33 protein-coding genes are annotated in these 25735 nt (G+C 69.7%); 15 read left to right on the plus strand and 18 right to left on the minus strand.

Going from position 1 to position 25735, the window contains the following annotated elements; translation table 11 throughout:
* Positions 1-3: 3 nt before the first annotated feature.
* The 4 genes from IEY86_RS30265 to IEY86_RS30280 form a co-directional block, all read right to left on the minus strand.
* Positions 4-642: a hypothetical protein gene (locus IEY86_RS30265; protein ID WP_189135100.1), complete on the minus strand. Its 639-nt coding sequence runs from the start codon at positions 640-642 to the stop codon at positions 4-6.
* 67 nt (positions 643-709) lie between these two features.
* Positions 710-1000, minus strand: coding sequence for a hypothetical protein (locus tag IEY86_RS30270; RefSeq protein WP_189135101.1), 291 nt, complete (start codon positions 998-1000; stop codon positions 710-712).
* 128 nt (positions 1001-1128) lie between these two features.
* On the minus strand, positions 1129-2682 hold the full coding sequence (locus tag IEY86_RS30275; RefSeq protein WP_189135102.1) for a conjugal transfer protein: 1554 nt from the start codon (positions 2680-2682) through the stop codon (positions 1129-1131).
* 244 nt (positions 2683-2926) lie between these two features.
* On the minus strand, positions 2927-5866 hold the full coding sequence (locus IEY86_RS30280) for a TraM recognition domain-containing protein (protein ID WP_189135103.1): 2940 nt from the start codon (positions 5864-5866) through the stop codon (positions 2927-2929).
* A 224-nt stretch (positions 5867-6090) separates the two neighbouring features.
* Between IEY86_RS30280 and IEY86_RS30285 the strand changes: the two genes are divergently transcribed.
* Positions 6091-6528, plus strand: a complete 438-nt coding sequence (locus IEY86_RS30285; RefSeq protein WP_189135104.1) for a hypothetical protein — start codon at positions 6091-6093, stop codon at positions 6526-6528.
* Positions 6529-6555: 27 nt separating this feature from the next.
* Here IEY86_RS30285 and IEY86_RS30290 read toward each other — a convergent pair whose 3' ends face one another.
* The 5 genes from IEY86_RS30290 to IEY86_RS30310 form a co-directional block, all read right to left on the minus strand.
* Complete coding sequence (locus tag IEY86_RS30290) at positions 6556-7278, minus strand: hypothetical protein (RefSeq protein WP_189135105.1); 723 nt, start codon at positions 7276-7278, stop codon at positions 6556-6558.
* 1391 nt (positions 7279-8669) lie between these two features.
* Complete coding sequence (locus tag IEY86_RS30295; RefSeq protein ID WP_189135106.1) at positions 8670-9254, minus strand: hypothetical protein; 585 nt, start codon at positions 9252-9254, stop codon at positions 8670-8672.
* 183 nt (positions 9255-9437) lie between these two features.
* Positions 9438-9893, minus strand: a complete 456-nt coding sequence (locus tag IEY86_RS30300) for a hypothetical protein (RefSeq protein ID WP_189135107.1) — start codon at positions 9891-9893, stop codon at positions 9438-9440.
* Between the two features lie 28 nt (positions 9894-9921).
* Complete coding sequence (locus IEY86_RS30305) at positions 9922-10218, minus strand: hypothetical protein (protein WP_189135108.1); 297 nt, start codon at positions 10216-10218, stop codon at positions 9922-9924.
* A 210-nt stretch (positions 10219-10428) separates the two neighbouring features.
* A complete protein-coding gene (locus tag IEY86_RS30310; protein ID WP_189135109.1) occupies positions 10429-10683 on the minus strand; it encodes a hypothetical protein in 255 nt (84 codons plus the stop codon).
* Positions 10684-10974: 291 nt separating this feature from the next.
* Here IEY86_RS30310 and IEY86_RS30315 point away from each other — a divergent pair, with 291 nt between their 5' ends.
* The 3 genes from IEY86_RS30315 (at position 10975) to IEY86_RS30325 (ending at position 13384) form a co-directional block, all read left to right on the plus strand.
* On the plus strand, positions 10975-11133 hold the full coding sequence (locus tag IEY86_RS30315; RefSeq protein WP_189135110.1) for a hypothetical protein: 159 nt from the start codon (positions 10975-10977) through the stop codon (positions 11131-11133).
* Positions 11134-11402: 269 nt separating this feature from the next.
* On the plus strand, positions 11403-12956 hold the full coding sequence (locus tag IEY86_RS30320; RefSeq protein ID WP_189135111.1) for an asparagine synthetase B family protein: 1554 nt from the start codon (positions 11403-11405) through the stop codon (positions 12954-12956).
* A 233-nt stretch (positions 12957-13189) separates the two neighbouring features.
* On the plus strand, positions 13190-13384 hold the full coding sequence (locus tag IEY86_RS30325; protein WP_189135112.1) for a hypothetical protein: 195 nt from the start codon (positions 13190-13192) through the stop codon (positions 13382-13384).
* Between the two features lie 116 nt (positions 13385-13500).
* On the opposite strand, the gene IEY86_RS30330 is transcribed toward IEY86_RS30325, so the two are convergent.
* The 5 genes from IEY86_RS30330 to IEY86_RS30350 all read right to left on the minus strand — a co-directional run bounded on the left by IEY86_RS30330 (position 13501) and on the right by IEY86_RS30350 (position 17151).
* On the minus strand, positions 13501-13998 hold the full coding sequence (locus tag IEY86_RS30330) for a hypothetical protein (RefSeq protein ID WP_189135113.1): 498 nt from the start codon (positions 13996-13998) through the stop codon (positions 13501-13503).
* Positions 13999-14479: 481 nt separating this feature from the next.
* On the minus strand, positions 14480-15535 hold the full coding sequence (locus IEY86_RS30335; RefSeq protein WP_189135114.1) for a helix-turn-helix domain-containing protein: 1056 nt from the start codon (positions 15533-15535) through the stop codon (positions 14480-14482).
* Positions 15536-15971: 436 nt separating this feature from the next.
* Entirely contained in the window at positions 15972-16250 is a 279-nt protein-coding gene (locus IEY86_RS30340; protein WP_189135115.1) for a hypothetical protein, read from the minus strand.
* Positions 16251-16482: 232 nt separating this feature from the next.
* Positions 16483-16821, minus strand: a complete 339-nt coding sequence (locus IEY86_RS30345; RefSeq protein WP_189135116.1) for a hypothetical protein — start codon at positions 16819-16821, stop codon at positions 16483-16485.
* Between the two features lie 15 nt (positions 16822-16836).
* Entirely contained in the window at positions 16837-17151 is a 315-nt protein-coding gene (locus IEY86_RS30350) for a hypothetical protein (protein ID WP_189135117.1), read from the minus strand.
* 259 nt (positions 17152-17410) lie between these two features.
* Here IEY86_RS30350 and IEY86_RS30355 point away from each other — a divergent pair, with 259 nt between their 5' ends.
* Complete coding sequence (locus tag IEY86_RS30355) at positions 17411-17668, plus strand: hypothetical protein (protein WP_189135118.1); 258 nt, start codon at positions 17411-17413, stop codon at positions 17666-17668.
* A 213-nt stretch (positions 17669-17881) separates the two neighbouring features.
* Here IEY86_RS30355 and IEY86_RS30360 read toward each other — a convergent pair whose 3' ends face one another.
* Positions 17882-18232, minus strand: a complete 351-nt coding sequence (locus IEY86_RS30360) for a hypothetical protein (RefSeq protein WP_189135119.1) — start codon at positions 18230-18232, stop codon at positions 17882-17884.
* A 263-nt stretch (positions 18233-18495) separates the two neighbouring features.
* On the opposite strand from IEY86_RS30360, the gene IEY86_RS30365 reads away from it, so the two are divergent.
* Positions 18496-18891 carry a hypothetical protein gene (locus IEY86_RS30365; protein ID WP_189135120.1) on the plus strand — a complete coding sequence of 132 codons (396 nt, stop codon included), beginning with the start codon at positions 18496-18498 and terminating at the stop codon, positions 18889-18891.
* A gap of 433 nt (positions 18892-19324) precedes the next feature.
* Here IEY86_RS30365 and IEY86_RS30370 read toward each other — a convergent pair whose 3' ends face one another.
* From IEY86_RS30370 to IEY86_RS30380, 3 genes are all read right to left on the minus strand, one after another.
* Complete coding sequence (locus IEY86_RS30370) at positions 19325-19564, minus strand: hypothetical protein (protein ID WP_189135121.1); 240 nt, start codon at positions 19562-19564, stop codon at positions 19325-19327.
* A 288-nt stretch (positions 19565-19852) separates the two neighbouring features.
* Entirely contained in the window at positions 19853-20089 is a 237-nt protein-coding gene (locus IEY86_RS30375; RefSeq protein ID WP_189135122.1) for a hypothetical protein, read from the minus strand.
* A 256-nt stretch (positions 20090-20345) separates the two neighbouring features.
* Positions 20346-20588 (minus strand): hypothetical protein, encoded by a 243-nt coding sequence (locus IEY86_RS30380; RefSeq protein ID WP_189135123.1) that lies wholly within the window; start codon positions 20586-20588, stop codon positions 20346-20348.
* Positions 20589-20841: 253 nt separating this feature from the next.
* On the opposite strand from IEY86_RS30380, the gene IEY86_RS30385 reads away from it, so the two are divergent.
* From IEY86_RS30385 to IEY86_RS30420, 9 genes are all read left to right on the plus strand, one after another.
* Positions 20842-21030 (plus strand): hypothetical protein, encoded by a 189-nt coding sequence (locus IEY86_RS30385; RefSeq protein ID WP_189135124.1) that lies wholly within the window; start codon positions 20842-20844, stop codon positions 21028-21030.
* A 252-nt stretch (positions 21031-21282) separates the two neighbouring features.
* A complete protein-coding gene (locus IEY86_RS30390) occupies positions 21283-21456 on the plus strand; it encodes a hypothetical protein (protein WP_189135125.1) in 174 nt (57 codons plus the stop codon).
* A gap of 259 nt (positions 21457-21715) precedes the next feature.
* Positions 21716-21874 (plus strand): hypothetical protein, encoded by a 159-nt coding sequence (locus tag IEY86_RS30395; RefSeq protein WP_189135110.1) that lies wholly within the window; start codon positions 21716-21718, stop codon positions 21872-21874.
* Between the two features lie 238 nt (positions 21875-22112).
* On the plus strand, positions 22113-22451 hold the full coding sequence (locus tag IEY86_RS30400; RefSeq protein WP_189135126.1) for a hypothetical protein: 339 nt from the start codon (positions 22113-22115) through the stop codon (positions 22449-22451).
* Positions 22452-22709: 258 nt separating this feature from the next.
* Positions 22710-22847, plus strand: coding sequence for a hypothetical protein (locus tag IEY86_RS30405; protein ID WP_189135127.1), 138 nt, complete (start codon positions 22710-22712; stop codon positions 22845-22847).
* A gap of 68 nt (positions 22848-22915) precedes the next feature.
* Complete coding sequence (locus IEY86_RS30410) at positions 22916-23089, plus strand: hypothetical protein (RefSeq protein ID WP_189135128.1); 174 nt, start codon at positions 22916-22918, stop codon at positions 23087-23089.
* Between the two features lie 173 nt (positions 23090-23262).
* A complete protein-coding gene (locus tag IEY86_RS30415; RefSeq protein WP_189135129.1) occupies positions 23263-23538 on the plus strand; it encodes a hypothetical protein in 276 nt (91 codons plus the stop codon).
* A 287-nt stretch (positions 23539-23825) separates the two neighbouring features.
* Positions 23826-23960, plus strand: a complete 135-nt coding sequence (locus IEY86_RS37675) for a hypothetical protein (RefSeq protein ID WP_265805872.1) — start codon at positions 23826-23828, stop codon at positions 23958-23960.
* 366 nt (positions 23961-24326) lie between these two features.
* Positions 24327-25706, plus strand: coding sequence for an asparagine synthase-related protein (locus IEY86_RS30420; RefSeq protein ID WP_229698886.1), 1380 nt, complete (start codon positions 24327-24329; stop codon positions 25704-25706).
* The last annotated feature ends 29 nt before the right edge of the window (positions 25707-25735 follow it).

Consider the following 25735-nt stretch of genomic DNA (forward strand, 5'->3'; position numbering starts at 1 on the left):
GGGTCAGACCCTCCTGGTGCTGATCACGTAGTCGGCCGCCAGCTCTTCGTCGGTCAGCTGCTCCAGCCCGAAGCCCTCGTCCTGCTCCTGCTCGATCTGCTCCCGCGGCTCGTCCTGCCGTACGGTGCCCAGCGGCCGGCGGTGCGGCTGCACCGTGGTGAACCCGTTGGGCACCGGCAGCCGGGGCACGAGGTCGGGCAGCAGGTCGGCGCGCGGCCGCCACACCACGATGCGGTAGGAGCGGTCCCCGTCGCCCTTGCGCACCGGAACGCCCTTGCGGTGCACGGGATCGTCCATGAGGTCCCGTGCCACCGCCCGGATGAGACCGAACATGCCCAGGTTGTGCCGCACCGGGCGGCGGGACATCCCGACCGCCAGGACGGGCGGAACAAAGATCAGGAACAGGTACGGAATGCCCTTGGGCACATCACCGCCCAGCAGGCGGAGCACCAGCTTGATCGGAGGAGACAGCACCAGGCTGTAGCTGAGGACCCACAGGACGAGGGTGATGCCGAAGACCTTGATGTCGTCGACGAACAGCCCTTCCTTCAGCGGAATGTGGGCCTTGCCGAGCTTGCGCAGCGCCTTCTTGACCTTGAACGCCTCGGTGTAGTCCCGCAGCGTCACCGTCTCGTTGTCCACCGCTGTCCCTCCTCAGCTGCCGAGCCCGTGCCCCGTGCGGCGGCCCGCTGCCCGCGGGCTGCACCGCCTAGGCCAGGATCGGGTCCCAGACATTGGTCTTGATGAAGTCGCCGAGGTCGCCCAGAGTTCCGGCCGGGTCGCCCACGATCATGAAGGTGAACCCGCCGATCAGCAGGATCGTTCCGACGACCATCCAGCGCCGCTGCGCCTGGGTGAAGAAGGCGGCCACCAGCGCCAGGACGACCGTGGCGGCGAGCACCGCCTTGCCGATCGTGCTGGCCTTGTCCGTGATGGCCGTCGCGTCTGCCAGGTACTGGTGCGCCCCGGTCGGGACAGCGCGGAGCGCGGTGTTCATCATGTGAAACGTTCCTCTCTGATGGTCTTTCGGCCCATACGGAGGCCGTCGTCCCTACCGTCCAACTGGGCGACATCGTATAGACACTCATGCCGCCGCGACACCTCTGAAAAGGGCGGCAGCACCGGTTCTCAACGGCCCTTCGTCTTCGAGGACGACGGGGACGGCTGCGCGGATGCACTGCCGCCCGGCTTCTTCGAGGGATCCGGCGGCAGCGGGGCGGGCGTGTGCGAGTACATCTCCCCCGTGCCGCTGGTGGGCTTGCTCTGGGGAACGCTGTCCCCGCCGACGCCCTGCTGGTCCACCGCAGCCGCCGGATCCCCGGCGAAGTACCACTGCCCGTTCCGGCGCTGCACCTCCACCTGGTACGTGGACTGCTGCACCGCCTTGCCGTCCAAGCCCAGGAGCGACACCGTGAAGGTCACGGTGCGGTGGTCCGGGTCGCCGGCCTTCGCCGACGGCACATAGACATCCCCGATCTGCGGACGGCCACCGTCGTCCGAACCGGTGTAGGCCCCGCCCAGACCGAAGGACTTCACCCCCGGAAGCAGATACCGGGCCAGGTTCTCGCTGTCGCCCTGAGCCCAGGCCGCCATGAAGGGAGGCAGCAGCTCGCTCTTGAACGTGCTCGCCAGTCCGGTGTCGTTCGGCGCACTGTTTCTGTTGCCCTGCGGCGGACTCGTCAGCCCCTGGCACGGCTGGTACACCGGAGCGGAAGTGAGACCGAAAGCCGTGCTCCTGCCACGCTTCACCATGTACAGCGGAACCGCCAGGCAGCGCCACGACCCGTCCTGCACCTGCACCGTGGCACTGACCACCGCGTGCGAGGAATCCGCCACCTGCACGTCGTTGCTCATCACCATGTCCAGCACCGTCTGCTTGCCCGAGCCGTTCCAGCCCATCTGCTCGTCGATGCCGTTGACCGCGTACGGAGCCAGCGCCTGACTCCTCTGCTGCACGAAATCCTCGTCGTACGTGGCGAAGGTCTTCACCAGCGGAGCGGCCCACATCACCGCCGCGCCGCGCGGGAAGCTGACCCCGGCCGCCTTGACCTTCTTGGCGACCATCGCGTCCACGTCGGACTTGTTGACCTTCTTGCCGATGTTGACGGCAAGGAAGAACAGCAGCAGTACAGCGATGACACCCAGGACCCTGCGCACCAGGATGCCCCGGCGCGGCCCCGACCACATCTGCGCGGGCGAGACCTGATCACGCCCCACCTTGGCGGAGGTCTGCGGCTTCGCGAACGGATTCCGGAACCAACCGGCATCCGGCTCCTGGACCTTGGGCGCCTTCTTCTGCTTGCGCTTCCTGGATCCCTCGCCGCCGGCCTGCTCCGCGGCCGGGGCGCCCGCAGGAGTGGGCGCCAGAGAACGGCGTGTATCAGCAGGCGTCGGCGGGGCAGCGGAAACCGACGCCGCCACCCACGGGTTCGGCGGAGGCCCGACGGCGCCCGGCCCCTGCTTGGCGAACGGATTGCGGAACCACCCGCCACCGTCGGAGCCGCTCTTCTTCTTGCCCTTGCTCTTGCGGTTCCGAGCCGCCATGTCCTCCGAGAGCGGCCGCAGCTGAGGCGGCCGCGCCCGCTCCACCTGCGGCAGCTTCCCCGTCTGCGGCGGAGCGTACAGCGGCGGCTCCGAGCGGCCCGGTCCATCGACGCCGGGAACGGGGTCCAGCTCGGCCATGCGCCGGTCATCGGGACCTGGCGACGGCGGGTTGTTGCCATGGGGTGGCGTTGTCACGGGTTCCCTTCCTGCTGCCACCGGACCCCACCGGGAACGGAGGCCATGCGAGGCACAGAAGGCCGCGGAGCTCTGCGACACAGTGTCTAGACACTGCGGAGTATAGACACCAAACCCCAGCCACCACGCAGCGCTTCACCTCACGCGCCACCACCGCGGGCCGCAACCCCACCGCCCTGACCAGCCATCAGGCGTCCTTCGGCCCCGACCGCTGCGCCTTGCGCGCCGCCGAAACCTTCCCGAACGGAACCGCGCCCCGCCCCCCGGAACCAGACCCGGCACCCGCCGCGCCGGAGCCGGAGTCCGCAGCCGTCCCCGGGCCGGAGTCCGTACCCGCCCGGGGACCTGCCCCATCCTGGGGGCCCCGCCGCACCGGCCACGGAATGTCCGGGGGCAGGTCCTCGTCGTCCTCCTCCGACGCCTGCGGCACCCGCGCCGCCCCGCCCGCCGGCAGTTCCCACCCCGCCGACGGCCCAGCCGCAGGCAGCGCACCGCCGACCGCACCGCCGGCCCCGGCCCCGGCCCCGGCCCCGGCCCCGGCCCTGGCCCCGGCAGGAGCATTCACGACCGGCCCGGCAGACCCCACAACCGGCCCCGAAGGCACCGCAGCAATCCCGGGAACCGACCCCGCCACGGCGCCGCCGCCGTCCCACTCCGCCGTCAACTCGTCCCACGCACCACCGCTGCCCTGCGCAGCCGGACCCGACCCAGCGGACCCTCCACCACCCTGAACCTCGTGCAGCACCCCGTTGATCACCGTCGAAGCCTGCTGGATCACCCGCTTCCCATGCCCCTGCGAACGCGAGATCAGCACGAACCGCCCCGGCACAAGATCCTGCAGCGTACGCGGAAGCACGATCGGATACTCGTTGTCCTCGTCCACCAGGTCGTCACCGGTCGTACCGCCCCGGCGGACCGTCACCACCCCCTGCGACACCTTCGACCCCATGCGCTTCTTCACCCACCGACGCGTACCAGCCACCCCGGCCACCCGGGCAGCCGCGTCCGGATCACCGACCCGGTGAGCCAGCAGCACATTGACGTTCGACAGCATCTGCCCGATCGCCGCCTTCTCCTGCGCCGCGATCTCGAGATCCTCGATCGTCTGCGTGATCAGCAGGACATCCGCCCCCGCGCTGCGCCCACGCACCATCAGCTCCGTCGTCAGACCGGACTCGAGCGCCGAGAACTCGTCCACGACCGTCAGCGTGCGCACCCGCTCGCCGATCTCACTCATCTGCCCGAACGTGGCGATCTGCGACTGCACCGCCACCCGCCCGAGCCGCGCCGTGTTGTCCTTGTCCCGTGCCTTGGAGAAGGAGAACAGCGCCACCGCACCCGAACGCCGCACCGCCGCGAGATCCATCACCGGATACCCGTCGAGGTACGTCAGCCCCGCATGCTCCTCCACCGACTGCGGCTGCACCGGCCGCCGCATCCAGCGCCCGGCCGCGGTGTTGGCCAGAATCTCGAGCTTGGTGACGAACCCGTTGAGCACATCCGGGTCACGCCTGACATAGGTGCCCAGCCGGTAGATCTGCCCGTGGACCTCCGCCCGTTCCGGATGCTGCGCCGGGATCTGGGCCGCCCGCTGCGCCAGCCGCGCCAGATCGGACAGGGCGATGACCTGTTCCAGCGTCGAGTCGTAGGGCAGATGTGCGGTGGCGTCCAGGACGGCGAGGACCACCTGGACGTACAGCGTGGCCGCGTCCTTGTAGTAGTCCGGCGACCCGATCCACGAGTGACCGGACACCAGCATGTCCCGCCGCTCGTCCAGCGTGCCCGCACGGAACGGATCCCACCACGATCCGCCGTCGAGACTGAAGGTCACAATGGGCCGGTCGAAGTGGCCAGCCGCCGCGACGATCTCCTCGCGATCCGCCCGCTCACCCTTCAAGTCGGTGTAGAAGACCGGCTGGCCCCGGTCGCAGTCGGCCTCGAAGACCTTGCGCGCCGTCGTCGTGTTGTGCGTCGGAATGCCGGTCTCGCCGGCCAGGTAGAGGCGGCTCGGAGAGTCCACCGTCAGACACCGCACCGGCCGCGACGGCACCGGAAGCACGGCCAGGATGTGCCGCACCCGCTCCCCGCCGGTCACCCGGTCCCGCACCGCCAGGTTGCTGACCCGCTCCCCGTTCCGGTCCTCCCCGCCCGACAGCGCGTCCCGGATCTCCACCGTCGTGTGCGGCACGGCGTGATCCCAGCCCGCCACCGGCGCACCGCCCGATCCGGGGCAGGTGACCCACAGGTGCCCACCGTCCGCCACGAGCACCGCACCGTCGCTGAACCGCACCGCGTAGCAGTCCCGCCCGTGCATCACCGGGTGCGCCTGAACGATGCTGCACCGCGCCCCGGTCTCGTCGAAGACCACATCCCCGTCGCCGAGCCGGCCCATGGGAACCAGTCCGCCGGGCGTCGGAACGGGGGTGTCGACATCCAGTGCCTTGCCCGAGCCGTTCGCACCGATGCACAGGATGTGCCCTCGCCGCTCTTCGTCGAACAGTTCCAGCAATGAGCCGTCCGCGCGGTTCACCCCGATCACGGCGCCTCGCGCGGTGGAGACCAGCTTCCCGGCCGCGATCCTCCGCTCGACCCGCACCTGGCGCAGCGACATCCACACGCCCTTGCGCGGCGGCTTGACCATCCATTCGTCCGTGTGCAGCCAGCGGACGAACGCGATCCAGTAGCCCACGAGCCCACCGACCAGCAGGGCCAGGGGGAACTGCCCGGTGAACCAGTCCGGCCACAGCCCGGCTGTTGCCTGGTCCAGCAGCCGTCCGACGCCCTCGTCCCGGTGCTGGGCGAACTCCCGGACCGCGTCCCACAGGGTCCGTGCTCCTGCGGCATAGTCCGCGGCAGCCCGTCCAGGTCCCCCGACCCCCGCCACCACCGCGACGCCCACGGCGCAGACCCACAGGCCGAACGACCGCCGCACCCGCACCAGCTCGGTCAGGGCGACGCACAGCAGGGCAACGGCGAGCGTCACGGGCGCGGTGACCGCGCCCACCACCACAAGGAGCACCAGAGCGCCGGTGACGGCGCCCCGGGTGTCCTGCGGGTCACCCAGCAGGTACTTCGCTCTGCGGAGCGGCTTCTCGCTGTCGCGAGACGACAGCGGGTTACCGGACATGGAGATCCCCTTCCCCTGCGTGCGGCCCGGCCGCAGGCTCCTGAGGCCCACCGGATCCCGCTCGAGTGTCAATACACTAAGGCCCTGCAGGGGTGCCGTGAACGTGCGGCGGCGCCGCCTGCCGCAGCCGAGCTCCGCTCCGCGGCCGGGCTGTGCGCACGTCGGGCGCCGGGGCAGTGGACCGAACAGGAGTGCACGTGGTTCGTGAGGTAGAAGCCCCTGCCATGCGCGTCGGACGCATATGCGTGATGCTCGCGTCCGTCCTCGCGCTGTCCGGATGCATCACCGTTCACCCGCACAAGACCGAATCAGGTCCCAAGCCGACACCGATCCGTGAATCCCCGGGGCGCTCGGACCTGGTGACCCCCGACCCCGACCTCTCCAAGGCGCCGGCTCCTGGTGACTCGGCCGCGGCCGGCGGCACGGACTCCGCAGGCGGCACCGGGGCCTCGGGCGCCACCCGGCCTCCCGCCCGGGACAAGCTCTGCACGATGGTGCGCCAGTACGCGGGCAAGGACGCGGGCCGCCAGTGCGAGCACTGGTTCAAGACGACGGATCCGGACCTGGTGAAGCTGCCGAGCGAGGTCTGCACCATGGTGCGGAACTACGCCGACGCGACGGCCGAGGCCACTTGCAAGCGCTGGCTGGGTGCCAAGGACTGACCTGCCGGAGCACGCCCTGCGGCTGTCTTACACATATGCGTCCATCCCGTCCTGCCACGGGACGAGTTCGCAGATACGAAACCGGTCATCGGCGATGCCCGCGTCGCCGGCAGCCCGGCCGAGCGAGTTCGCGATGGACGCCTTGGGCGTGAACCAGACAACGCCTGCCAGATGCTGGGCCATGGCGTACTTGTGCAGGATGGAGACGTACTCCGGGTACCGCTTCTGCGACAGCTCCACCTCGATGGCGACAGGCCGCCCGTCCCTGCTCTTCAGCAGCGGCACGATGTCGCCCCACCTGAACGGCAGCCCGCTTTCGGGATCGACGATGGGCTCGTCCGCCTGTGTGGTGAAGGCGGCCGACTCGTCCAGGAACCCCGCCCGGCGTCCCTCTCCCTGATGGATGCCGAACGGGTTGGCCGGGTCGTCGGGGATGACGACCAGGTCGGGAACATAGGCCGTGGCCCGCTCCGGGTCGTGCCACCCCGCGAACTGCAGCGGTTGCAGGTAGTCCTCGGGCCGACGCCCCCGGACCTCGAAGCGTGTGACCTCACGCTCGCTCAGGACGCGGTGCCCGAGCAGGTGGTAGGTCACCGCGAGGTCAGCCCCCCAAACGGTGTGCGGAACCATGCTGGGCTTGACCTGGGGAACGGCCAGATCCGGACGCTGCCGCCCATCGACACGCCGCACATATCCGGCCGCCAAGATCCCCCGGGCAGTGGGCACGATCAGGTCCGGCCGATGAGCCATCCAAGCCACCCGTCGGACGAATCCCGCCTCTTCCAACTTCGCTATGCGGGTGTATATAGGGCGCACGGAACGCCCCAGCATGCGGGCTGCCTGCTGGGAAGTCATGTACGAGTATCGGGACAGCCAGTCAAGGATCACCATGTCGTCGGGCGTAGCGGCAAACCCATGTGCGCTGTCACGCCGCGGTGCCATGCAGGAGCCTTCCTGTTGACGAGAAGTGGGCTGGAGAACTCTCGGAACAGCCCTACAGCGATTCATTTTATCAGAGTGCAGGGGGTGAGGGGTGCAAAGTAGCAGGTCAAGTCACTTCTCATGAAGCCTCGGGTACGAAGGCTAACGTGTACCGAAGAGGGAGGTGGGAAGAGAAGTTGAGGAGAGGAAGGAGGGGTGGGGAGGCGAGGCTGTTGGGGAATGAGCGATGAGGGTGTGAAAGTGCTGGAAGGAAGGAGAAGCGGAAGGAGGATCAGAGAAGGGAATGAAGGAGGGGTGGGGAAGGAGTGTTTGCGACACATGCGGTATGGATGCGGATGGGTCTGAGGCGGAGAGTGAAGTCCGAGGTCGGGGGACGGTGCTGACGGGACTTTCTGTCAAGGGGGATTTTTCGGTGTGAGGGGATGTGGAGAGGTTGTTCTGGTGCCGTCGTGGTGTCGGCTGAATGTGGCCGGCGCCTGAGGCATCCATCCACCGGGGGGACCCGTTCCGGCGTCCGGTTGGGCGTCGGTCCTCTCTCCACCGAGGCCGGGGAGGCTGCTGCCGTCCGGTCTCAGGCTGAGCTGAGTGCCGTGGAAAGCGCGGGTGTACGCGATGTGCGTGAGTGACCGCTGGTGGGGGCTGAGGGTCGAGGGCTGAGGTCGGGCATGGGTTGGGGTGGGTGGGTGGTGGGAGTGGGTCGCGCCTGGGGCGCTCACGTGGTGGAGTGGTACTGGTCCAGGGCGGGGTACCGGGCTGCGAGGGCCGGGGGTGTCGGGCCGAGGTCACTGCCTGGGTGCGGGTGTCGGGCCGGGGTGGTTGCGGGTGCGAGTGTGGGTGCGGGCCAACTGCGGTGGGCGGTGGCTGGGGAGCCGAGGTGCTGTGCAGGACTGCCGATGGGCTGAGTGGGCTGCCGCTGCGGTGGTCTGTGCGCTGACTGCTGACGGAGAGCGGACTGCGTGGGCTGAGGCTCGTACAACCACTGAGGGTTCGTGCGTCCGGGGATGATGGATCTGACAGGTGGGCGTTGGTCCTTTTCTTCTGGATGTCTCGGGCGACGGCTGCTGTGCCTCCTCCTGTTCTCCCCTCCGCTTCCCGTCTCGCGGCCGCCTCTCCCGGGACAACCCTCCACCGGACGAGCCGGGGGCTCGGAGGGGTTCCCCCCGGGGGGAACCCCTCCGGTCGACCCTGACGATCGCGGCTCACGGGGTGTCGTAGGACAGACGGCGCAGCTGTCCGCCGTTGGCGTCGCCGGATCCGATGGCCATGCCGTGGAGTTGCTTCCCGCCGGTGGTTCGGATGGTGAAGGTGAAGGACCAGCCCCCGGAGTCCCGGCCGTTGGGCTGGGTGACGGTCAGGCTGTCCGGGATGACGGTGCTGTCTCGGGTGAGGCTGTTCAGTACGGCGCGCTGCTTGGTGGGGGTGAGGTCGGAGAGGTTGACCAGGGCGCCGTGCGGGTCGTCCTCGGTGCGGTCGTTGTAGCCGGGGTCCGCCGGTGTGCGGGGGGTGTAGATGAAGTCCTTGTGTATGTCGGGGTCGAGGGGGAGCCAGGTGCGGTACTTGTCGTCCTGGGGGTGGTTGGCGGCCTTGAGGAAGTTGACGACGGCCAGTCGCCACGGGGTCTGCGCGTAGGGGTCGCTGGGCGCGCTGTGCGAGGGCTTGTTGTGGTGGTTGCCCGTGGTCTTGTCGTCGCTGCCGCGTGTGACGGTCGCGGTGACGACAACGGCGATGACGGCCACGACGGCGGCGGTCACGGTGGCGGCGAGGATGGTTGCGCGGCGGGACATGCGGACCTCCGTAGGTGGTAGCGACTTGCTGACTACTAAAAGATAGCATTTTTGGACGGAGAGTTCCAGTGCTTCGCCTTCGCCGGCCACCCTCCCCAAGGTGCTCGGGATGTGCCGGAGTTCGCGGGGGCGAAGGGGCGCGTGTGGGGTGTGGCTCCCCCTGGGGGAGCCACACCCCACACGCTAGGGGGCGGCGGCCCCCGGCTTGCCTCCTGCTTGTACGGCACCCGCGCCCCTCCTGCGCCGTCTCCGGCGCTTGCGGTGCTTCTTGGCTCCGACGGGCGCGGGGGAGGTCTGGGGCGGGGTGGCCTGGGGCGGGGTGGCTTGGGGAGTCTGCTCCGTCTGTTCTTCTTGCTCCTCGAACGCACTGGCCGGGAGGGCACTCAGCAGGTCAAGGACCTGTTTGATCATGTCGGCGAACTGCCGATCCTGTATGCCGTCCACCATCTCTTTCAGGGTCGCCATACCGAACGCGCGCTCTTCTTCGGTCTCTCCGGTGGCGGCCCAGTCGAGTGCGTCCGTGGCGGGTCCGAACACGGACCGGATCTTTTCTCCTCGCAGGCGCCAGTACAGGAGCCCCAGGATGCCCAGGACGACGCCGAGCACCGATGCGGCGGACAGAAGGATTCGAGCTTCCACGGTTCTGCCTTCCTGTGTGTGTGGTCCGTCAGTCGGTGTTGTTCTTCTGCGCGGTGATCGCGAGTCCGGCGGCCGCCTGCCTCTTCTGGTGCTTGTTGCCGCGCTTCCACTGGAGAAGGAAGACCAGGATGATGGCGCCGATCTGACGCAGGTGCGGCTTCTTCGCGGTGGCGTACTTCTTCGCTGTCGCGTAGCACTTGTTCCAGGCGTTGCGGTCGGCCATCCGGCCGAACAGCGGATTGGGGAGCGCGCGGAATGCTCCGTTGATCATGGCGAGGCCGGTTACGAGAACGATGAATTCCGGGGTGATCGCAAGGGTGTTCATGCGGTGCTGTCCTTTGGTGTTCGGACAGGGTGGTGAGCCCCGTTTATGTATTGACGAAATAGTACCCGAGCAATCACCCGTCAACCATCCAGCCCGCCCGCTGGCACCCCCTCCCCGGAGCACGTCAGCCACCTCGGGGTGTCCGGTACAGGGGTTCGCCGCGCGTGGGTTGGGCCAGCGGTCTCCTGGCCCAACCCACGCGCGTTCAGGTCATGTGCGCGCCACGGCTTCCAGGAACTTCTTGGTGATCTCCGCAGCAGGAAGCGTCGTCGGCGCGCTGCCGATGCGCTGCCCGTACCGGTAGAAGACGAATGCGCTTCCCTCCTTCCGGACGAGGTAGCTGCCTTCCGGGACGCTGCTGGGGCGGCCGACGGTGAGGGAGTTGCCCTCTTCCGCCTCGGCCACGTACGGGGTGTGGTCCTGGATGTACTTGCGCAACCCCGTCAGGTCGGTGCTCTGTGGCATGTCGGTGCCTTCCGGTCGGCAGGGTGGTGAGCCCTGCGGTGACGGCCGCCAGGGTGGTATCCCTGGTGACGACTAAAAGGATATCAAAACGAAGCACCCGTCCGCCTCTGGCGTTGCGGCCACAGCACCCTCCGCCAAGCCCCCCGGAGTCGGTGCTCTCGGGGGAGGGGCGGGTTGAGGGCTCGGGTGCCTCGAATGGCATTGACTCGGTGGCGACCGTGCAATATCTTTTAGATGTCAGCCCGATGGGGTACCACCCGGAGGGTCACCAAGGTGGAATGAGGTTCTGTCATGCAGGTCGTTGTCGCTGTTCCGGCTGTTGTGGGTACGGGTGTCGCGGAGGTGGACGCGCTGTTCACCGGTGAGGCCGCTGTGTCGGTCGCGGGTGTCGGGCAGCGCTACGGGCGCAAGCCGTCGGGCACCTCGGACCAGGGCTGGTGCGAGGACTGATCAGGTCCTGACGCCACGATGAACGGTTTCCCCCGGGCCGTGCGGCCCGGGGGAAACCGTTCACAGGCTCCAGGCCGGGGCAGTGCCGGAAGCGGCGCAACCCCGGCCGCCGGCAGCCCCTGTGCCAGGGGCGCCCGCGTGCCTGGGGGAGGGTCTCGGCGGTTCGCGCCGTTCCGCCGCATGGCTTGACGATCTTCGCATAGATAGCTAGCTTAAAGATGTCATCACGGAGTGGCTCACCACCACTTCGCCCACACCAAGGGAGCGACATGCTGAAACTGTCAATCGTCGACGGGGACCTGTCGGGCGCGTGGAAGCGCATCGGCAACCGTTGGGAATGCGGCACCAGTTGGGTTGAGCCGTACCGGCATCCGATGCTTGAGCACGTGGTGTTCACCGACGGCCGTTCGGTGTGCCTGACGGTGCGTGAGCGCCGCGCCGGTACGCCTGTTCCGGCGGAGCCGTCCGCCCCGGAGGCAATGCCGACGCATGCCTACCGTGAGGCCGTGCGGGAACAGCGCGCATGGCCGCTGGACTCCCTCGTGCTGGAGATCGGCGCGGGTGAGCTGCGCATTCATGCGGGCCGTTCCCCGGTCGCGCCGGTGTACCTGGCGGATGGCGCAGGCCGGGTCTGCGGTTCCTGGGACATGGAGGACCTGCGCGCGTTCATGCGCCCTGACGCGTTGAATCCGCGCACGGCGGCCAGGTTGCTGTCGGGGCACGGGCGCTATGCGCACGAAACGCTGTTCGCGGGTGTCCACGCGCTCACGGAGCGCTCTACGGCGACGTTCGGTGTCCGTGGTCTTTCCCTGGCCTATCCGGAGCCGGTGGCACAGCCGCTGCCCCGTCAGCTTGTCGAGGGGGCGGACCCGGTCGCGGCTTTCGAGATGATGTTGGAGCGCGCGTTGGCTCTGCGTCCGATCATGGGTGAGCGCACAGCGATGCAGCTTTCGGGCGGGCAGGACAGTGCGACGGTGGCGCTGTCGCTGGGGGCGCTGTTCCCGGGTCGGGTGACGGCCTGCGCGATGATGCTTCCGGGTGAGGTCGGGGTGCAGCAGGAGCGCCGTCGGCGTGCCCTGATGGAAGCGTCGCGGATGGCGGCGGATGTGCGGATTGCGGCGCTGGACCTGCCGCCGCTGTCTCCGGGTGGGCGGCGCGTGGCCGGTCCGGGGTGGTCCAGTCCGTTCGAAGAGCCGTACTTGGAGCTGCTGACGGCGCTTCTGGGCCGTCTGGGGGCTGCTGGGGTTCACACGGTGGTCACCGGTTTCGGTGGCGATGAGTTGATGATCGCTCCTCCGGGGCACCGTGGACCGGCGGCGGATCGGTTCTGGCTCGGGCCGGTGGCGCGGGAGATGGCCGTATTCCGGGATGAGGCGATTGCGCCCGCGTCGGCGGTGCCGGAATCGACGCTGATGGCGTTGTCGGCGGTGGCTCCGGCCATGCTGCGCGCGGGTATGTGGCCGGTTGCTCCGCTGGCGTGGGAGCCGTTGGGGCGGTTCGCGCAGTGGCTTCCGGAGGAGTGGCGGTTGGACAAGCGCGTGATGCGGGAGCGGCTGGCGCGTCTTGGTCTGCCGGGTGAGGTGGCGCGTCCGGTGCTGCGTGAGAACTTCGCGGACGTGATGGCGACGGGTCTGCATCGGCATGGCGGGGGTCTGCTGCGGCGGTTCGCGGATGAGTCGTACGTGGTCGGTGCCGGGCTTGTCGACGGGAGCGCGCTGCGCCGGGTGGCCGATCGGGTGGCCGCAGGTGTGCCGGGGGCGCGTGAGGTGGCGGATGTCTACCCGGTGGTTGCGCTGGAGTTGGCGTTGCGGTCGCTGGGGTGAGTGGTGGGGGGTGCCCGTCCCGGGTGGGGGCGGGCACCCCGGTTCGCACGCCCCGGGCGGGATGCTGTGCGGGCGGTGGTTGCGGGCCGGCGACCCCCTCTTCCGAGCATCCGGGGCGGCTGGGGGAGGGGTCTTCTCGTCGGGCTGGGGCTTGCCTGGCACCTCAACGATTGCTATGTTTAGAGTCATCAGGGTTCACCACCCTGGCGGACACCGAGCAGGAGGAACACCGAATGAACCGCCAAGACGTCTTCGCCCACTACAACCGCACCGCGCTGCCCCATGACGTCATCCTTCACGTCGCCGTCAACGGGACGGTGTGGATCAAGCCCCGGTACAAGGCGGGCGTGAAGACCTGGGGCGACGTCAAGAAGGCAGTCCGCGACCTGGAGGCCCAGGGCAACACCGTCACCTTCGCGGTCGGCTGACCCTCTGCCAGTGCTGTGGCTCCGGCTCCCCCGCCGGGGGAGCCGGAGCCACAGCCGCGCCCGGCGGGCCTGGGGGAGGGGTGGCCGGCGGCCAGGGGAGCGGCCCCCGCCGGGGGTCACCCCCAAGTGATCTCCTTGTCGTTGGTGGAGGCCCAGAGAGCCAGCTGCTGGAGTTCCTCCAGCCGGGCACGGCCGTAGCCTGCCGGGCGGCCGCAGTCGATGAACTGCGCCCGGCCCGCCTCGCGCAGCGGCGCGGAGGCACCCATACCGGTGTCGTCGAACCCCCGGTTGAGCGCGCGCAGGACGAGCCTGGCCAGGTCCGCCCCCGGCAGGGTCCCGCACAGGTCCTCGGTGTCCAGGCCCAGCAGGCCCAGCAGGTACCGCGCGTTGGCGTTGCTGACGTTGACCTCCTCCGGGGTCCCCTCGGGGTAGACCGGGTGCGGATACACCCCGTAGACCGCGCAGTCCTCCTGTCCGCAGGTCTGCGTGTGAGCGGGCAGGGCGGCGCGCGCCTGCGGGTACGTCTCGTGCCGCACCGGGATCCGCTCCTCGCCGTCGGCGCAGACGTTGACGAAGGCGATGGGGGCGACGAGGGCGGAGAAGGTGACGGACATGCGGGGTGCCTCCCTTGGTGGATGGGGCGAGGTGGTGAGCCTCGCGATGACTAAACAGTAGCCATTTGATGCGCATGCGTCAACTCAATCGGGGCCCGGCGGCCGGCATCCGGGCCCCTGTACCGAGCGCTTCGAGGCCTGTGCGTCTTGGGGGAGGGCGGCGTGGGGTGGCGTGGTCCCGCGCCGCGGCGCGGGACCACGGGGATCAGGTGCGGTCCGGGCCGCAGCCGGGGCAGATGAGCACCTCGTCGCTCGGCCGGGTCCCGCCGCCGATGCGGGTGCACGCCTCCGGGCGGGTTGGCTGCCCGAGCCACGGTGCGGCGGACGGGAGCGACGAACTCCCGTTGCGGCCCGGCCGCCTCCGGCTGTCAGGAGCATTGCAAAGTGTGCCGCGGGGGCCACAGAAGGCTCTCTGAGCCCCTGAGAGAGTCGAGGGTAGGGGGAAGTAGCCAAGGGCCCGTTCAGGCCGCCAGAGGGGCGCTCAGACGGCTTCTCGGGCCTGTTGCGTTGCGCACTCTGGGCACAAGGTCGAATCGACGGGCATGGGACGGCCGCACAAACCGTAGTTTCCTGGACATTCCGGGTACCTCGCGACGGTGAGCGCCGCGGGTGCGGAGTTGCGTTGTCGTGGTACCGCGGCGGCAGTTGACGGCGCGTCGGTGGCTCTTCTTCGGTCGGCGCGGCGTTCCTCGCAGCGCGGGCAGGCTGCGCCGGTGTCGATGTTGTGCCCGTCCTCGCACCGGGGGTCGGGGCATTCGCCGGGGCGGACCAGGGCGACGGCGACGCCCACCGGGCGGGTGATCTGTCCGGCGTGGAAGCGCGCGGCGTGGCCGTGGTGGTTCCAGCGGCGTTCGATGCGGGCTGCCAGCTGGTCGGGGGTGCGGCCCTGCTCGAGGGCGGCGGTGACGGCGTCGGTCAGGCTCGCGGGCAGCCGGTCCGGGAGGGTGCGGCGCAGCTGCGGGGGCAGGGCGGTGACGACCCAGCGCACGGAGCGCGGGCGGGTGGTGGTGCGGGGTGGAGGGTGCGGGGGTTCGGGCGCGGCGCAGCCGCTTCGGGCGCGCGCGCTGGGTACCGCAGGTGGCCTGCGGCCGTCGGGGGCGCTGCGCGCCGCAGGCGCGCTCGTGTTCTGTTCGTTGGTGTTCTTGGGGTTGTTGTTCTTCTTATGCAGGCGATTATCCACCGGTGGTTTATCCACCGGTGGATAATCGCCCTCTGGTTCCGACCTGGGGTTTTGTGGTTCTGGGAGGGTTTCGGGGTCGGTTTCGGGCTGGTCGGTGATGAAGTAGGTGGATGTACCAAGTGTTCCGTCGGGGCGGCGTTCGCGTTCGCGGGTGAGGTAGCCGTAGCGCTCGAGTTCGCGCAGGGCTGTCTTGACGGCTGAGACGCCGTCGGTGGAGGCGGCGGCGATGGTGTCGGGTGTGATGCCGTAGCCGTCGCGGTGGGTGCTGATGAGTCCGAAGACGCCTTTGGCCTTGAAGGACAGGCGTGGGTCGCGGAAGAGCGCGTTTCTGATCTGGGTGAAGCGGTCGGCGGCCATGTTGCCGCGACGGACACGCCCCCATCGGTCCGTCTCGTCGGTCACGGGTTGTTGGCTCCCGTGGCCGGCTGTGCTGTGGTGGGTTTTGGTGCTGGGGTGCGCTGGTGGTTGCGCAGGGGGTTGCGTACGCTCATGTCTGAGCTTCCTCCTGACTTCTGCTGTTGGAGAGCTCTTGGCGCCGGGGGGCAACCCGGCGTCTCAGGCCCCGCCCCCGTGGTGGGGCCTGCTTGTTGTTTGTGGATGCCATCGTGCCTCATGGCGTGTGGGTGGTGTTCATGTGGTGTGTGTTCATGTCGTGTGTGATCGGCGGTTGTTGTGTTGGGGTCTGGTCGGCTCGCTGCGCTGCGGCGCCCCCCTCTTCCTGGTGTGCCGGTCGGTGGGGGTGCGCGAAGGGCGCCGCGCAGTTGCTCCGCGGCGCCCTTCGAGTTGGTGGGGGTCAGTCGGTGTATTCGATGCCGGTGCTGATGCGGCCGTAGGTGGGGGTGTAGACCGCGGTGAGCGGGAAGGTGATGGCGATCGGGGTGTCGCCGAGGATGAGGATGTCGGGGGTGCCGACCAGCACGGTGCCGGTGTCGGTGCGGATGACGGTGTACCCGTTGCGCTCGTGCTCCTTGATGGCGGTCAGGGCGGCTTCGGCGGCCAGGGGGGTGGTTCCGTCGGCGTCGGTGCGGGTGAAGCCGGTGACTTCCTGGAAGACGGTGCGGATCTCGCGCATCGGGTGCTCCTTGCGGTGTTGGTGCCGGGGTGGTGGGCCCCGGCTGCTCACGGTTGGCGTTCCCGCTTGCTGACGACTTAAAAGTAACAGACTCGGAGTGTGGCGTCAACTCTCCCGCCCACCCTTGCCCCCTCCCCCAGGAGCCCCTGAACCGGGGGCGGTTGGGGGAGGGTTTCGCCGGCGGCTGGAGGAGGGGGGAGGGGGCCGGTGCGCGGCCCCCTCCGTGCGGGTGTCATGCCTTCAGTGCGTTGATGACGCGCTGTACGCGGCCGGGGCGGCGGGGGGACGGCGGCGGTGTCTCCAGTGCCGTGATGCGGGCTCGTGCGTGCCCCAGGATCGCCAGGTGCGCGGCGCGCGTGCGGCGGGGGGCTCGCGGTATCAGGGCGGCGTAGGCGTTGGCGGCCGCCCTGCTCAGGTCGGGGGACGGTGAGGTCATCGCGGTGCGCAGGGTGTCCCTCATCAGGGTGCGCAGTGTGTGCCTGACACGGCGTCGCTTGTTGACGACGAGGCCGAGGAACATGATCAGCATGGGGAGCGTGCCGCCGAGCAGTGCGGTGGTGATGCGGTCCATGGTGGGTCTCCTGCCTTACTGGTCGGTGGTCCGGTCGGTGGTGGTGGGCAGGCTGTGGCGTGCCAGCCTGCGCTGGTCGCGGGTGGCGCTGGTCGCGTTGGTGGCGAGCATGTCCAGTAGGTCGGTTCCGGCGGCGTGTGCGTGTGCGTCGCCGTCGGCGTGGACCAGGTCCAGCGCCAGCAGGTAGTCGGCGTTCCATTCGGCGGCGCGGCCTGCCGGGTCGGTGAGGAAGTCCCAGGCCATCAGTGCGCCGGTGACGGCGTAGATGACGGCGAGGATGACGGCTAGGGGCAGGGAGATGGTCCCCGGTGGGATGGCGCCCGGCGGCATGTGTCCGTCCTTTGGTGAGGACGCGGGTGGTGAGCCCGCCAACTGTTTGTAAAAGCATACCCGGTGGCCCCGCCCGGTGGCCCCGCCCCGACCGGCCTCGCGGCACCCTCCCCCAAGCGCCCCGGGGGCGGTCGGGGGAGGGTGGACCGAGGGGGTGGCGGGGGTGGTTCGTGTGCGGGCGAATTTGCTAAAGTAAACACATCAGGTCGAAGGGGCTCACCACCCCGGAGGCATTCACCAATGCAAACGGAGGTTTGCCATGGGCATCGCAGAACGGATCGCCAAGGCCGGTGGCCGCGCCGCCGCGCGGAAGATCATCGATGGGCTCGAGAAGAAGCTCGGCGAGGCACGCGCCAACGTCAACAACTGGGGCGAGCTGCAGAAGGAGCGCGCGTTGGCGCGGGACAGCAAGGGCGTCGGGCAGTGCGCCCGCCAGCTCCACAAGTGGGGCAAGGAGGTCAAGAAGCTCGAGGCCGAGATCAAGCTGGCGAACAAGGCGCTGGACAAGCTGAGCTAGCGCGTGCGGGAGGGGGCAGGCCCTGCCCCCTCCCGCGACCAGTCCCCCGGCAGCCGGCCGGAACCCTCCCCCGGGAGGCCCCGCCGCCGTGGCGCTCGGGGGAGGGGTGGGGCGGCGGTGAGCGGCCGGGCGGATGCTGCGCCCTGGGGCGTGCGTGTGGGGGTCGCACACGCAGCCTGTGCGACCCCCACACGGGTGATTCAGCGCCGGTGACTACTCGTCACTGCCGTCGGCGTCCCTGACCTCGATGACCCCGTTGCCGTGGTGCACCAGGTCGAACCCGTTCTTGTTCAGGAACTTCATCTGCTTCAGCATCTCGCCCTTGGCCTCTTCCCGCTGGATCCTGACCCGGTTCGATCCGGGGCCGCTCAAAGAACCGTCAATGGTCATCTCCACCAGGGTGATGTAAACCGACTGCGCGCGGTGCATCTTGTCGAGTGCCTTCCGGATGTCGCGAGCCTTCTTCTCCGACGCGATGAACTTGACCGTCTTCACCGTCGCCTTGCCGATGGCCTTGCTCGTTCCCACGGTCATCTTGACGCTGATCTCTACACCCTTGCCCATGGCATTTCCTCCTTGGTTTCTTCCCGGGGTGGTGATCCCCTGTCCGGTTGGACAATTGGAACATTACTCGGCGTCAATTCGTCGGCGCTATCGAATGTGGTCCCCGTCACCGAATTCCGGGCCTCTGTACCGGTCAAGACGCCTTCTGGATCGGTACAGCCTCCGGAAAGCCTTCCGCCCCGCTCCGCTGTGCGGGTAGCTTTCATGGGGGCAAAAGACGGCGGGGCTTCACCAGCCCCGGACCAACCGGATCGGGAGATCTCATGGCACGTGAAATCGGCCCCGTGGACACCATCAGGCTGCAAAGCGGCATCTACAGGCGGGGCGGCAGGCAAATGGAGTGGGACAAGGTCTACGCCGAGGTGTACGACTGGACGCAGAAAAGCGGGCTGGTCTTCAGTATCAGCGGAACCGGGCCCTACCGGGTCAAGTACGACGGCAGGACGGTGGCCGAGTACCGGCAGGAGGTGGTTACCGCGTCGGCGGTGCACACCATGCCGGTGCACTGCCCGAAGAATGCCGGTCCGCAGAGCATCGCCATTGTCTTCGGCGCTCACGATCGCAGCACCGGGGGAACGGTTGCCTACGTGCGCATCAGGGATGAACTCATGTCCTGGAAGGGCAAGGGGGAGAGGTGTCGGTCGGCAAAGGTGATGTGATCACGGTGAAAGTCGCCGGAAAGGTGAAGGTCACTTACACGCCGGTGACGGAAAAGCGTTTCCCGACCAAGTCGAAGATCCCGTATCTGAGGTTTCAGGGTCGATCCCGGTTGGCTCTCCCGCCCCCGAGCAGGAGAGGCCGGCTCCCATGGGACGGCATCGCCCCCACCCCGATCGCACCCTCCCCGAAGCGCCCCTGTGGCGGGTGGGCCGGGGATGGGGTGGTCGGGGTTGTCCAGCTGGGTCCCGCTGCGGCGGCACGGCCCGGGCGGGTGCAGAAAGAGGGGCCGCCCCCGGGGAAACCCGGGGGCGGCCCCGCGTGTGTGGCGCGGTCAGTCGGTCGTGACGGTGATGGTGACGGTGGGGTCCACGACCGGGGTGACGGTCGCGACGACGTGGTGAGTGCGCGGGTCCGTCNTCTTGTGTGGCGCGGTCAGTCGGTCGTGACGGTGATGGTGACGGTGGGGTCCACGACCGGGGTGACGGTCGCGACGACGTGGTGAGTGCGCGGGTCCGTCGCGGTGAGAACCCCGGTCGCTTCGTCGCGGGTGACGTTGTAGCCCCGGTCCGTCAGGTCGTCGTGTGCCATGAGACCGCCGCCGAGGCCGATGAGCTCGGCCCTGCCGTGCTCGACCTGGAGGAAGTCGATGATGACGCGTCCGGTCTGTCGCATGTGCGCGCTCCCTGTGGTGTTGTCAATTTGGTGTTCGCGGGGTGGTGGCCCCGGTCGCTCGCGGTTGTCCGCCGCTTGCTGACAACTAAAAGATAGCACACGTTGGGGACTTTCCAACCCCCTTGCAGACCTGGCTGCCACCGCGAGGCACCCTGTACCGGGCACCTCCGGGCGCGGGGTTGCCTGGTGGAGGGTTTCGCCGGCGGGCCGCGGCCGTTCCGTTCCCCCTCGGGGGAACGGAACGGCCGCGCGGGTGGTGCACCCCGCACGGGGTGCACCACCCTCCGGTCAGAACCGGTTGGCGCGCTTGAACGCGGCGACGACCTCGGCCGCGTTGTTGCTGCGGCTGGTGCCGGTCTGGGACTGGCGGGAGTTGTCGCTGTACTCCAGGACGAACACCCACTCGCTGCCGAACCGGCGCGCGCAGTGGCGGACGTTGCCGCGCTCGATCACGAGGGTGTCCCCGTGCAGGGCCTTCACGCCGTTGCCGAGAGCGCGCTGAACGTCGTTGAAGGATGCAGCCATGGTGATTTCTCCCTGGTGAGGGGGTTCCCCTTCGGCTGGTGAGGCCGTCGGGCTGATGACTAAAACATTAGCCGTTGTGCATGTGTCCGTCAAGCCCTGGGGCCCGCATCGCACCCCGGAGCACCCTCCCCCGCGCACCCCCGACGCAGGTGTGTCCGGGGGAGGGTCTCGTCGGCGGCCGGGGCCGGGTGGGGTGCCGGGCGGCGCGCGGTGTGGTGTGCCCCTGCGCGCGCAGGGGCACACCACACCGCTCATCTCAGGCCAGGCCGACGGCCCGCAGGAACGCCGTCACGACGTCCTTGGGGCTCTTGCTGACGGGCGTGCTGCCCATCTTGTTCGTGCCGCGCCAGAACGTGAACTGGCTGGACTCGTCACGGATGACGTACTGCGTCCCGTCCTTGGTGAAACGCAGGTCGGTCCCGCCGGTGCCGACCTTGAGGCTGTGCTCACGGCGCAGGATCGCGCCGATCGGGGCCAGGGCGGCGGAGGATGCGGACATGGGGACTCCTTGGGTCCTTGGTGGTGCCGCAAGGTGGTGAGCCCTGCGGTTGCTGACGACTAAAAGCTATCAAAGGTGAAGTGGCGTCAGCGACCGCCGGGAAACCCTCCCCCGGGCACACCTGCGCGCCTGGGGGAGGGTTTTGCCGGAGGTCGCTGGGGTTGCCGCTGCCCGGTGGCCGTGTGCTACTGTTTGTTCATCAGAAAGCAGGGCTCACCACCCTGTTGGGCCAAGTGCAACCAGGAGGTTTGCCGTGGAGCTGTTTGTTTTTGGTGGACTGGCCTTGATCATCTTCGCGCGTCACAAGGGCTGGCTGAACGCGAGCCCGTTCGCGCTGGTGATCATGGGAGTGTGGGGTGTGGCGCTCAGCGCGACCAAGATCGGTGAGCCGGTCCTGCACGCGGTGCAGGAGTGGGCGCACATGATCCCCTGGTCCCTCTGACGGCCCTCGGGCCGCCGGGAGCGGATCGGTCCCGTGTGGGGCGCGGGTGACCGCGCCCCACACGGGGCTCTCCCGCAGCCGGCCGGACCCTCCCCCAGGCACCCCCGCGGCTGGTGTGCTCAGGGGAGGGGCCGTGAGGGGTGTGTGCGGCCGCTCGGGGGTGTTGACGCCTTGATGAGGTGTGCTATCTTTTAAGTGTCAAGCCGAGGGGCTACCACCCCTCGGGACTACCAAGAGGAACGAGGTTCCGACATGAAGGTCACCGCTGTCGCTGCTGCCCCCGCGATCAACGCCGGTACCGGCACGGGTGTCGCGGAGGTGGACGCGCTGTTCACCGGTGAGGCCGCCACTGCGGTCGCGGGTCCGGGCCAGCGCTACGGGCGCAAGCCGTCGGGCACGTCCGACCAGGGTTGGCGCGAGGACTGATCTCGCGTCACCTGTGGTGCCCCGGGCCGACCCGGCCCGGGGCACCACCCCCCTGAAGCGCCACCCCGGGCAGGGGCGGCGCTTCAGGGCCGGCTCCCCGACCCCTCCCCCAGGCGCAGCGGTGTGCCTGGGGGAGGGGCTGTTCGGTGTGGCGGTGCCCCGGGTGTGTGTTGACTTGCCCCCCCAATGTGCTATCTTTTAGATGTCAGCCCGATGGGGTACCACCCGGAGGGTCACCAAGGTGGAATGAGGTTCTGTCATGCAGGTCGTTGTCGCTGTTCCGGCTGTTGTGGGTACGGGTGTCGCGGAGGTGGACGCGCTGTTCACCGGTGAGGCCGCTGTGTCGGTCGCGGGTGTCGGGCAGCGCTACGGGCGCAAGCCGTCGGGCACCTCGGACCAGGGCTGGTGCGAGGACTGATCTCGCGTCACCTGCGGTGCCCCGGGCCGACCCGGCCCGGGGCACCACCCCGCCCGGCGGATGCCGAAGCACCCGCCGGGCGCCGGCTCCCCCTCCCCCGAGCGCACGGGCGCGCCTGGGGGAGGGGGAGCCGGCGGGGTGGAGTTCGCTTGTGCGGGCCGTCTGATGGCCCGTAATATCTTTGTTGTTCGACAAGACAGGGGCTCACCACCCCGATCACCAGGAACAGGAGCACGAGATGGCCAAGGAACAGAAGGTCGCCACCACGGAGATCAGTGCGCAGCTGCGTGTCGGCGGGCGCGTCAAGGAGGTGAAGTTCGTCGCGCACGCCCAGACGGCCGGGCAGGCCCAGACCGCGCTCGCCCAGCTCAAGGCCGCGCAGGAGCGCTACGCCGATGCCGCCCGGCGCGCCAAGGGCGCGCCGAAGGGCCCCGAGGGGGCCGGGCTGCGCAACGCTCGGGACACGGCGGAGGCGGCCGTGAAGACCGCTGCCCGGAGCCTGAACACCTACGGGTTCAGGGTGGCCTACGCGGGTGACGGCAGCGTCACCGTCTCCAAGAGCAGCGTCGTCGACTGACGGCGGCTCAGGGGGGACCGGTCGGGCGGTGTGATGCCGCCCGACCGGCCCCCGGCTCGGGTAAGGGCGCCCGGTCGGGCAGCAGCCGGCACCCCCCTCCCTCCCCCAGGCACACCGGTGTGCCTGGGGGAGGGAGGGGGGTGGGGATGGCAAGCCGTGTTGACGTAGCCTCTCGTTTGATATCTTTTGAATGTCACTGGGTGGGCATCACCTTGCGGAAGTGGACCGGGCTCACCACCCCACGACCAAGGACGCACCTTGACCTTTCCGACCAACGCTGTTCGCTCCCTGGGCCACGTGGTGGCCATGGCCGCCAGGCGGTGCCCCCGCTGCAAGCAGGGCATGAAGTGGGAGAAGGGCTGGTGGGTGTGCCCCAGCGGGCACAGGATGATGTGACCCGACAGGTGCCCGGCGCGCGCCGGGCACCCCCCCGGAAACGGGGCGGATGACAGGGGGCGGGAGAGATGGCGTACGGACGTCAGGGCGTGCCGTGCCCGGTGTGCGGTGTACCGGGTCACGACTGCTTCGCGCCGGTGCTCCCCGACCGTGACCCGCTGTTCGAGGAAGAGGCGTGCGAGATGTGCGGTGTGCCCGGCCATGACTGCCTTGCCGGAGAGCCGTTGGAAGAGGGCGAGTAGGGGGCGCCGGCTGCGTGCGTCGGTGCGCTTGGTGGAGGGGGAGCCGGGTGCGGACCGGGTGTTGCGTCCCCGCCCATAGGTGCTCGTCTTTAGTTGTCACCGGGCGGGAGTCGCTCGGTGAAGTACCGCCCGGGGCTCACCACCCCGGAGCCAAAGGACTGTGGAGGTCCACCATGTCGTTCCTCGCCCTCGCCGCCGCCGTGCTCGTTCTTCGCTGGGCGCGCAAGAGGTTCGCTCTCTCGCTGCGGGGGCTGCTGTTCGTGGTGGCGGTCGGCATGCTGCTGGGCAGCAGTGGCGCGGCCGTGGCCTCGCTGGGCACGCTCGTTGTGGGCGCTGGCTGGCTGCTGTGGGGGCTGGTGACGGGGGCGGTGTTCCTCCTCAAGGTCGTTGCCTGCCTCGTGGTGGTGCCCCTGGCGCTCCTCCTGGGGGCGGTTGCGGCGCTGGTCTGACGCGGTCCGCGGTGGTGACTCCGGAGCGGCCCGGCCGCTCCGGGGCGCTGCGCCCGGTGCGTCGTGGCCCTGGGGCGGGGGCGTGCGGCACCCGACCAACCCGGCCGGCCCGCCCCCTCCCCAGGGCGCTTCCGTGTCGGGTGTGCCCGGGGGAGGGTGCCGGGCTGGCGTCTGGGGGGGTCACCCCTTCCGCATCTGATAGTCTTTAGTTGTCACCGGGTGAGGGTCACTCGGGGCGGCGGGGTTCACCACCTCGTCCAGCCAATGTGTTGAAGGAGTTGGGTTTCATGTCTTCGAAGTCGAAGCCGGGTGACGGTTCGCACAGCAAGGGCGTCAAGGGCGTGCTGTTCGGCAGCGCCCTCCAGGGTCCGATCGCGTTCGCGGCCTCGCTGGCGCGGTCCCTGCGGACCGCCGGGCGGTAACCGCCCCTGACGGCCTGTCGGGCTGGGGGGCGGGGGGGCGCGGCGGATTCCGCCGGAGCCTCCCGGCCCCGCCCGGGGGCGGGACGGTGCCGGGCGGGCGGGGTGAACCGGCCCCGCCCGCCCGGGTGGGGCCGGACCCGGCGGGGTTCCGGCGGGCCCGGTGCCGCCCGGCCGGCCGCGGGCCGGCGCCCCCCTCTTCCCCCCGTGCCGGGTTGCTTGGGGGAGGGGGCCGGCGGCGGGGCGGGGGGTTGCTTCCCGCCCCGCCGCACTGCTACTTTTTAGTTGTCACCGAGCGGGAGTCGCTCGGGAGGGCGGCAGGGGCTCACCACCCCGGGGCCGCGAACCAAGACACGAGGAGTGGTCTACATGTCCGAGCACTCGCGTCGTCCGCACGGGGATTCGCCCCGGGTGACGACACCGTTCGCCCCGGACTTCCGGGACACGGCGGGGAGGACGGCCGCGAACCCGCTGGAGCTGACCGGCGCTTCCCCCCGGGTGGACCTGGAGGCGGTGGGGCTGCTGCTCGCACAGCCCGCGCTGACCGGGGAGTTCTACCCGCGCAGCCTGTGGCACGGGGTCGAGCGGGTGCCGATGCGCCCGGTGGTGCCCGTGGCCCACCCCGGTGGTCTGGGGGCGGCGTTCGCGCAGTCGGTGCGGGAGGTGACCGAGGGGGCCGAGACGATCGGTGTCTCGCTCTCGGGCGGTCTGGATTCGCTGGCCACGCTGGTGAACGTGTGCGCGGTGGCGGACGGCCGCCGGGTGGTCGCGTTCACCATCGACATCACCGACGACCGGGGGAACGGGTGCGTTCCCGTGGTCAAGGGGCTGTTGCGTGATCTGGGACTGACCGGTGTTGAGCTGGTGGTGATCGATCCCCGGCGGGACGGGGCGGTGCCGGGGTGGTCCCCGGTCGGTCCCCGGCTGGACGCGCTGCCGGAGCTGAATGCGGCTGTGGCGCGTCGGGCGGCTGAGCGGGGGGTGGATGTGCTGCTGTCCGGTCTGGGGTCGGATGAGCTGCTGGGGGTGCCCCGGTACGCCACGGGTGCGATTGCGGCGCGGCACGGGGTGCGGGCTGCGATGCGTTACGCGGCGGATGTGGGGCTGTCGGGCCCGAATCTGCTGGGGGAGGCGGGGGCGGCGTTCGCGCGGCTGCTCCCGGCGCGAGTGCGGGCTCACGGGTACTGGGCGGCGAACTGGCCGGAGTGGTGCGATCCGGTGGCGTCGGCGGTGCTGGCGGAGCCGTACCGCAGCGACGCGACGGCATGGGGCCGTTCGTGGGTGGCGGAGCGCATCGGGGATCACGCGGCGGCGGGGCGGTCGTGGCTGGAGGCGGACGCGCGCGACGCGTTCGATCCGTACGAGGTTCTTCCCCCGTCCGGCGACGTGCTGGAGGCGTCGCCGTTCCTGACGGAGACGTTCCTGTCTGCGGCGCTGGCGGTGCCGCTGGCGGACCGGTACCGGGCGGACCTGCCGACCGGCTACCTGCGTGCGAAGTCGCTGATTCTGCCGCTGCTGCCCCCGGACGCGCTGCCGGTGCTGCCCAAGCGCAAGCAGTACTTCAGTACCGCGCTGGGGGAGCAGGCTGCGGCGGCGCTGGACGCGCGGGGGCCGCTGCTTTCGGCGGATGTGGGGCTGATCGAGCGTGCCGCGCTGGCGCGGGAGACGGATGCGGCGGTTCTGCTGGTGGTCTACGCGGTTGAGCAGTGGTTGCGCGGGGCTGCTGAGCGGGGCGCGGTGATCGGCTGACCCGCGCGGCGGTGGTCGGGGGCGGGCGG

It is taken from the genome of Wenjunlia tyrosinilytica (assembly GCF_014646055.1).
GTDB classification, from domain to species: Bacteria; Actinomycetota; Actinomycetes; order Streptomycetales; family Streptomycetaceae; genus Wenjunlia; species Wenjunlia tyrosinilytica.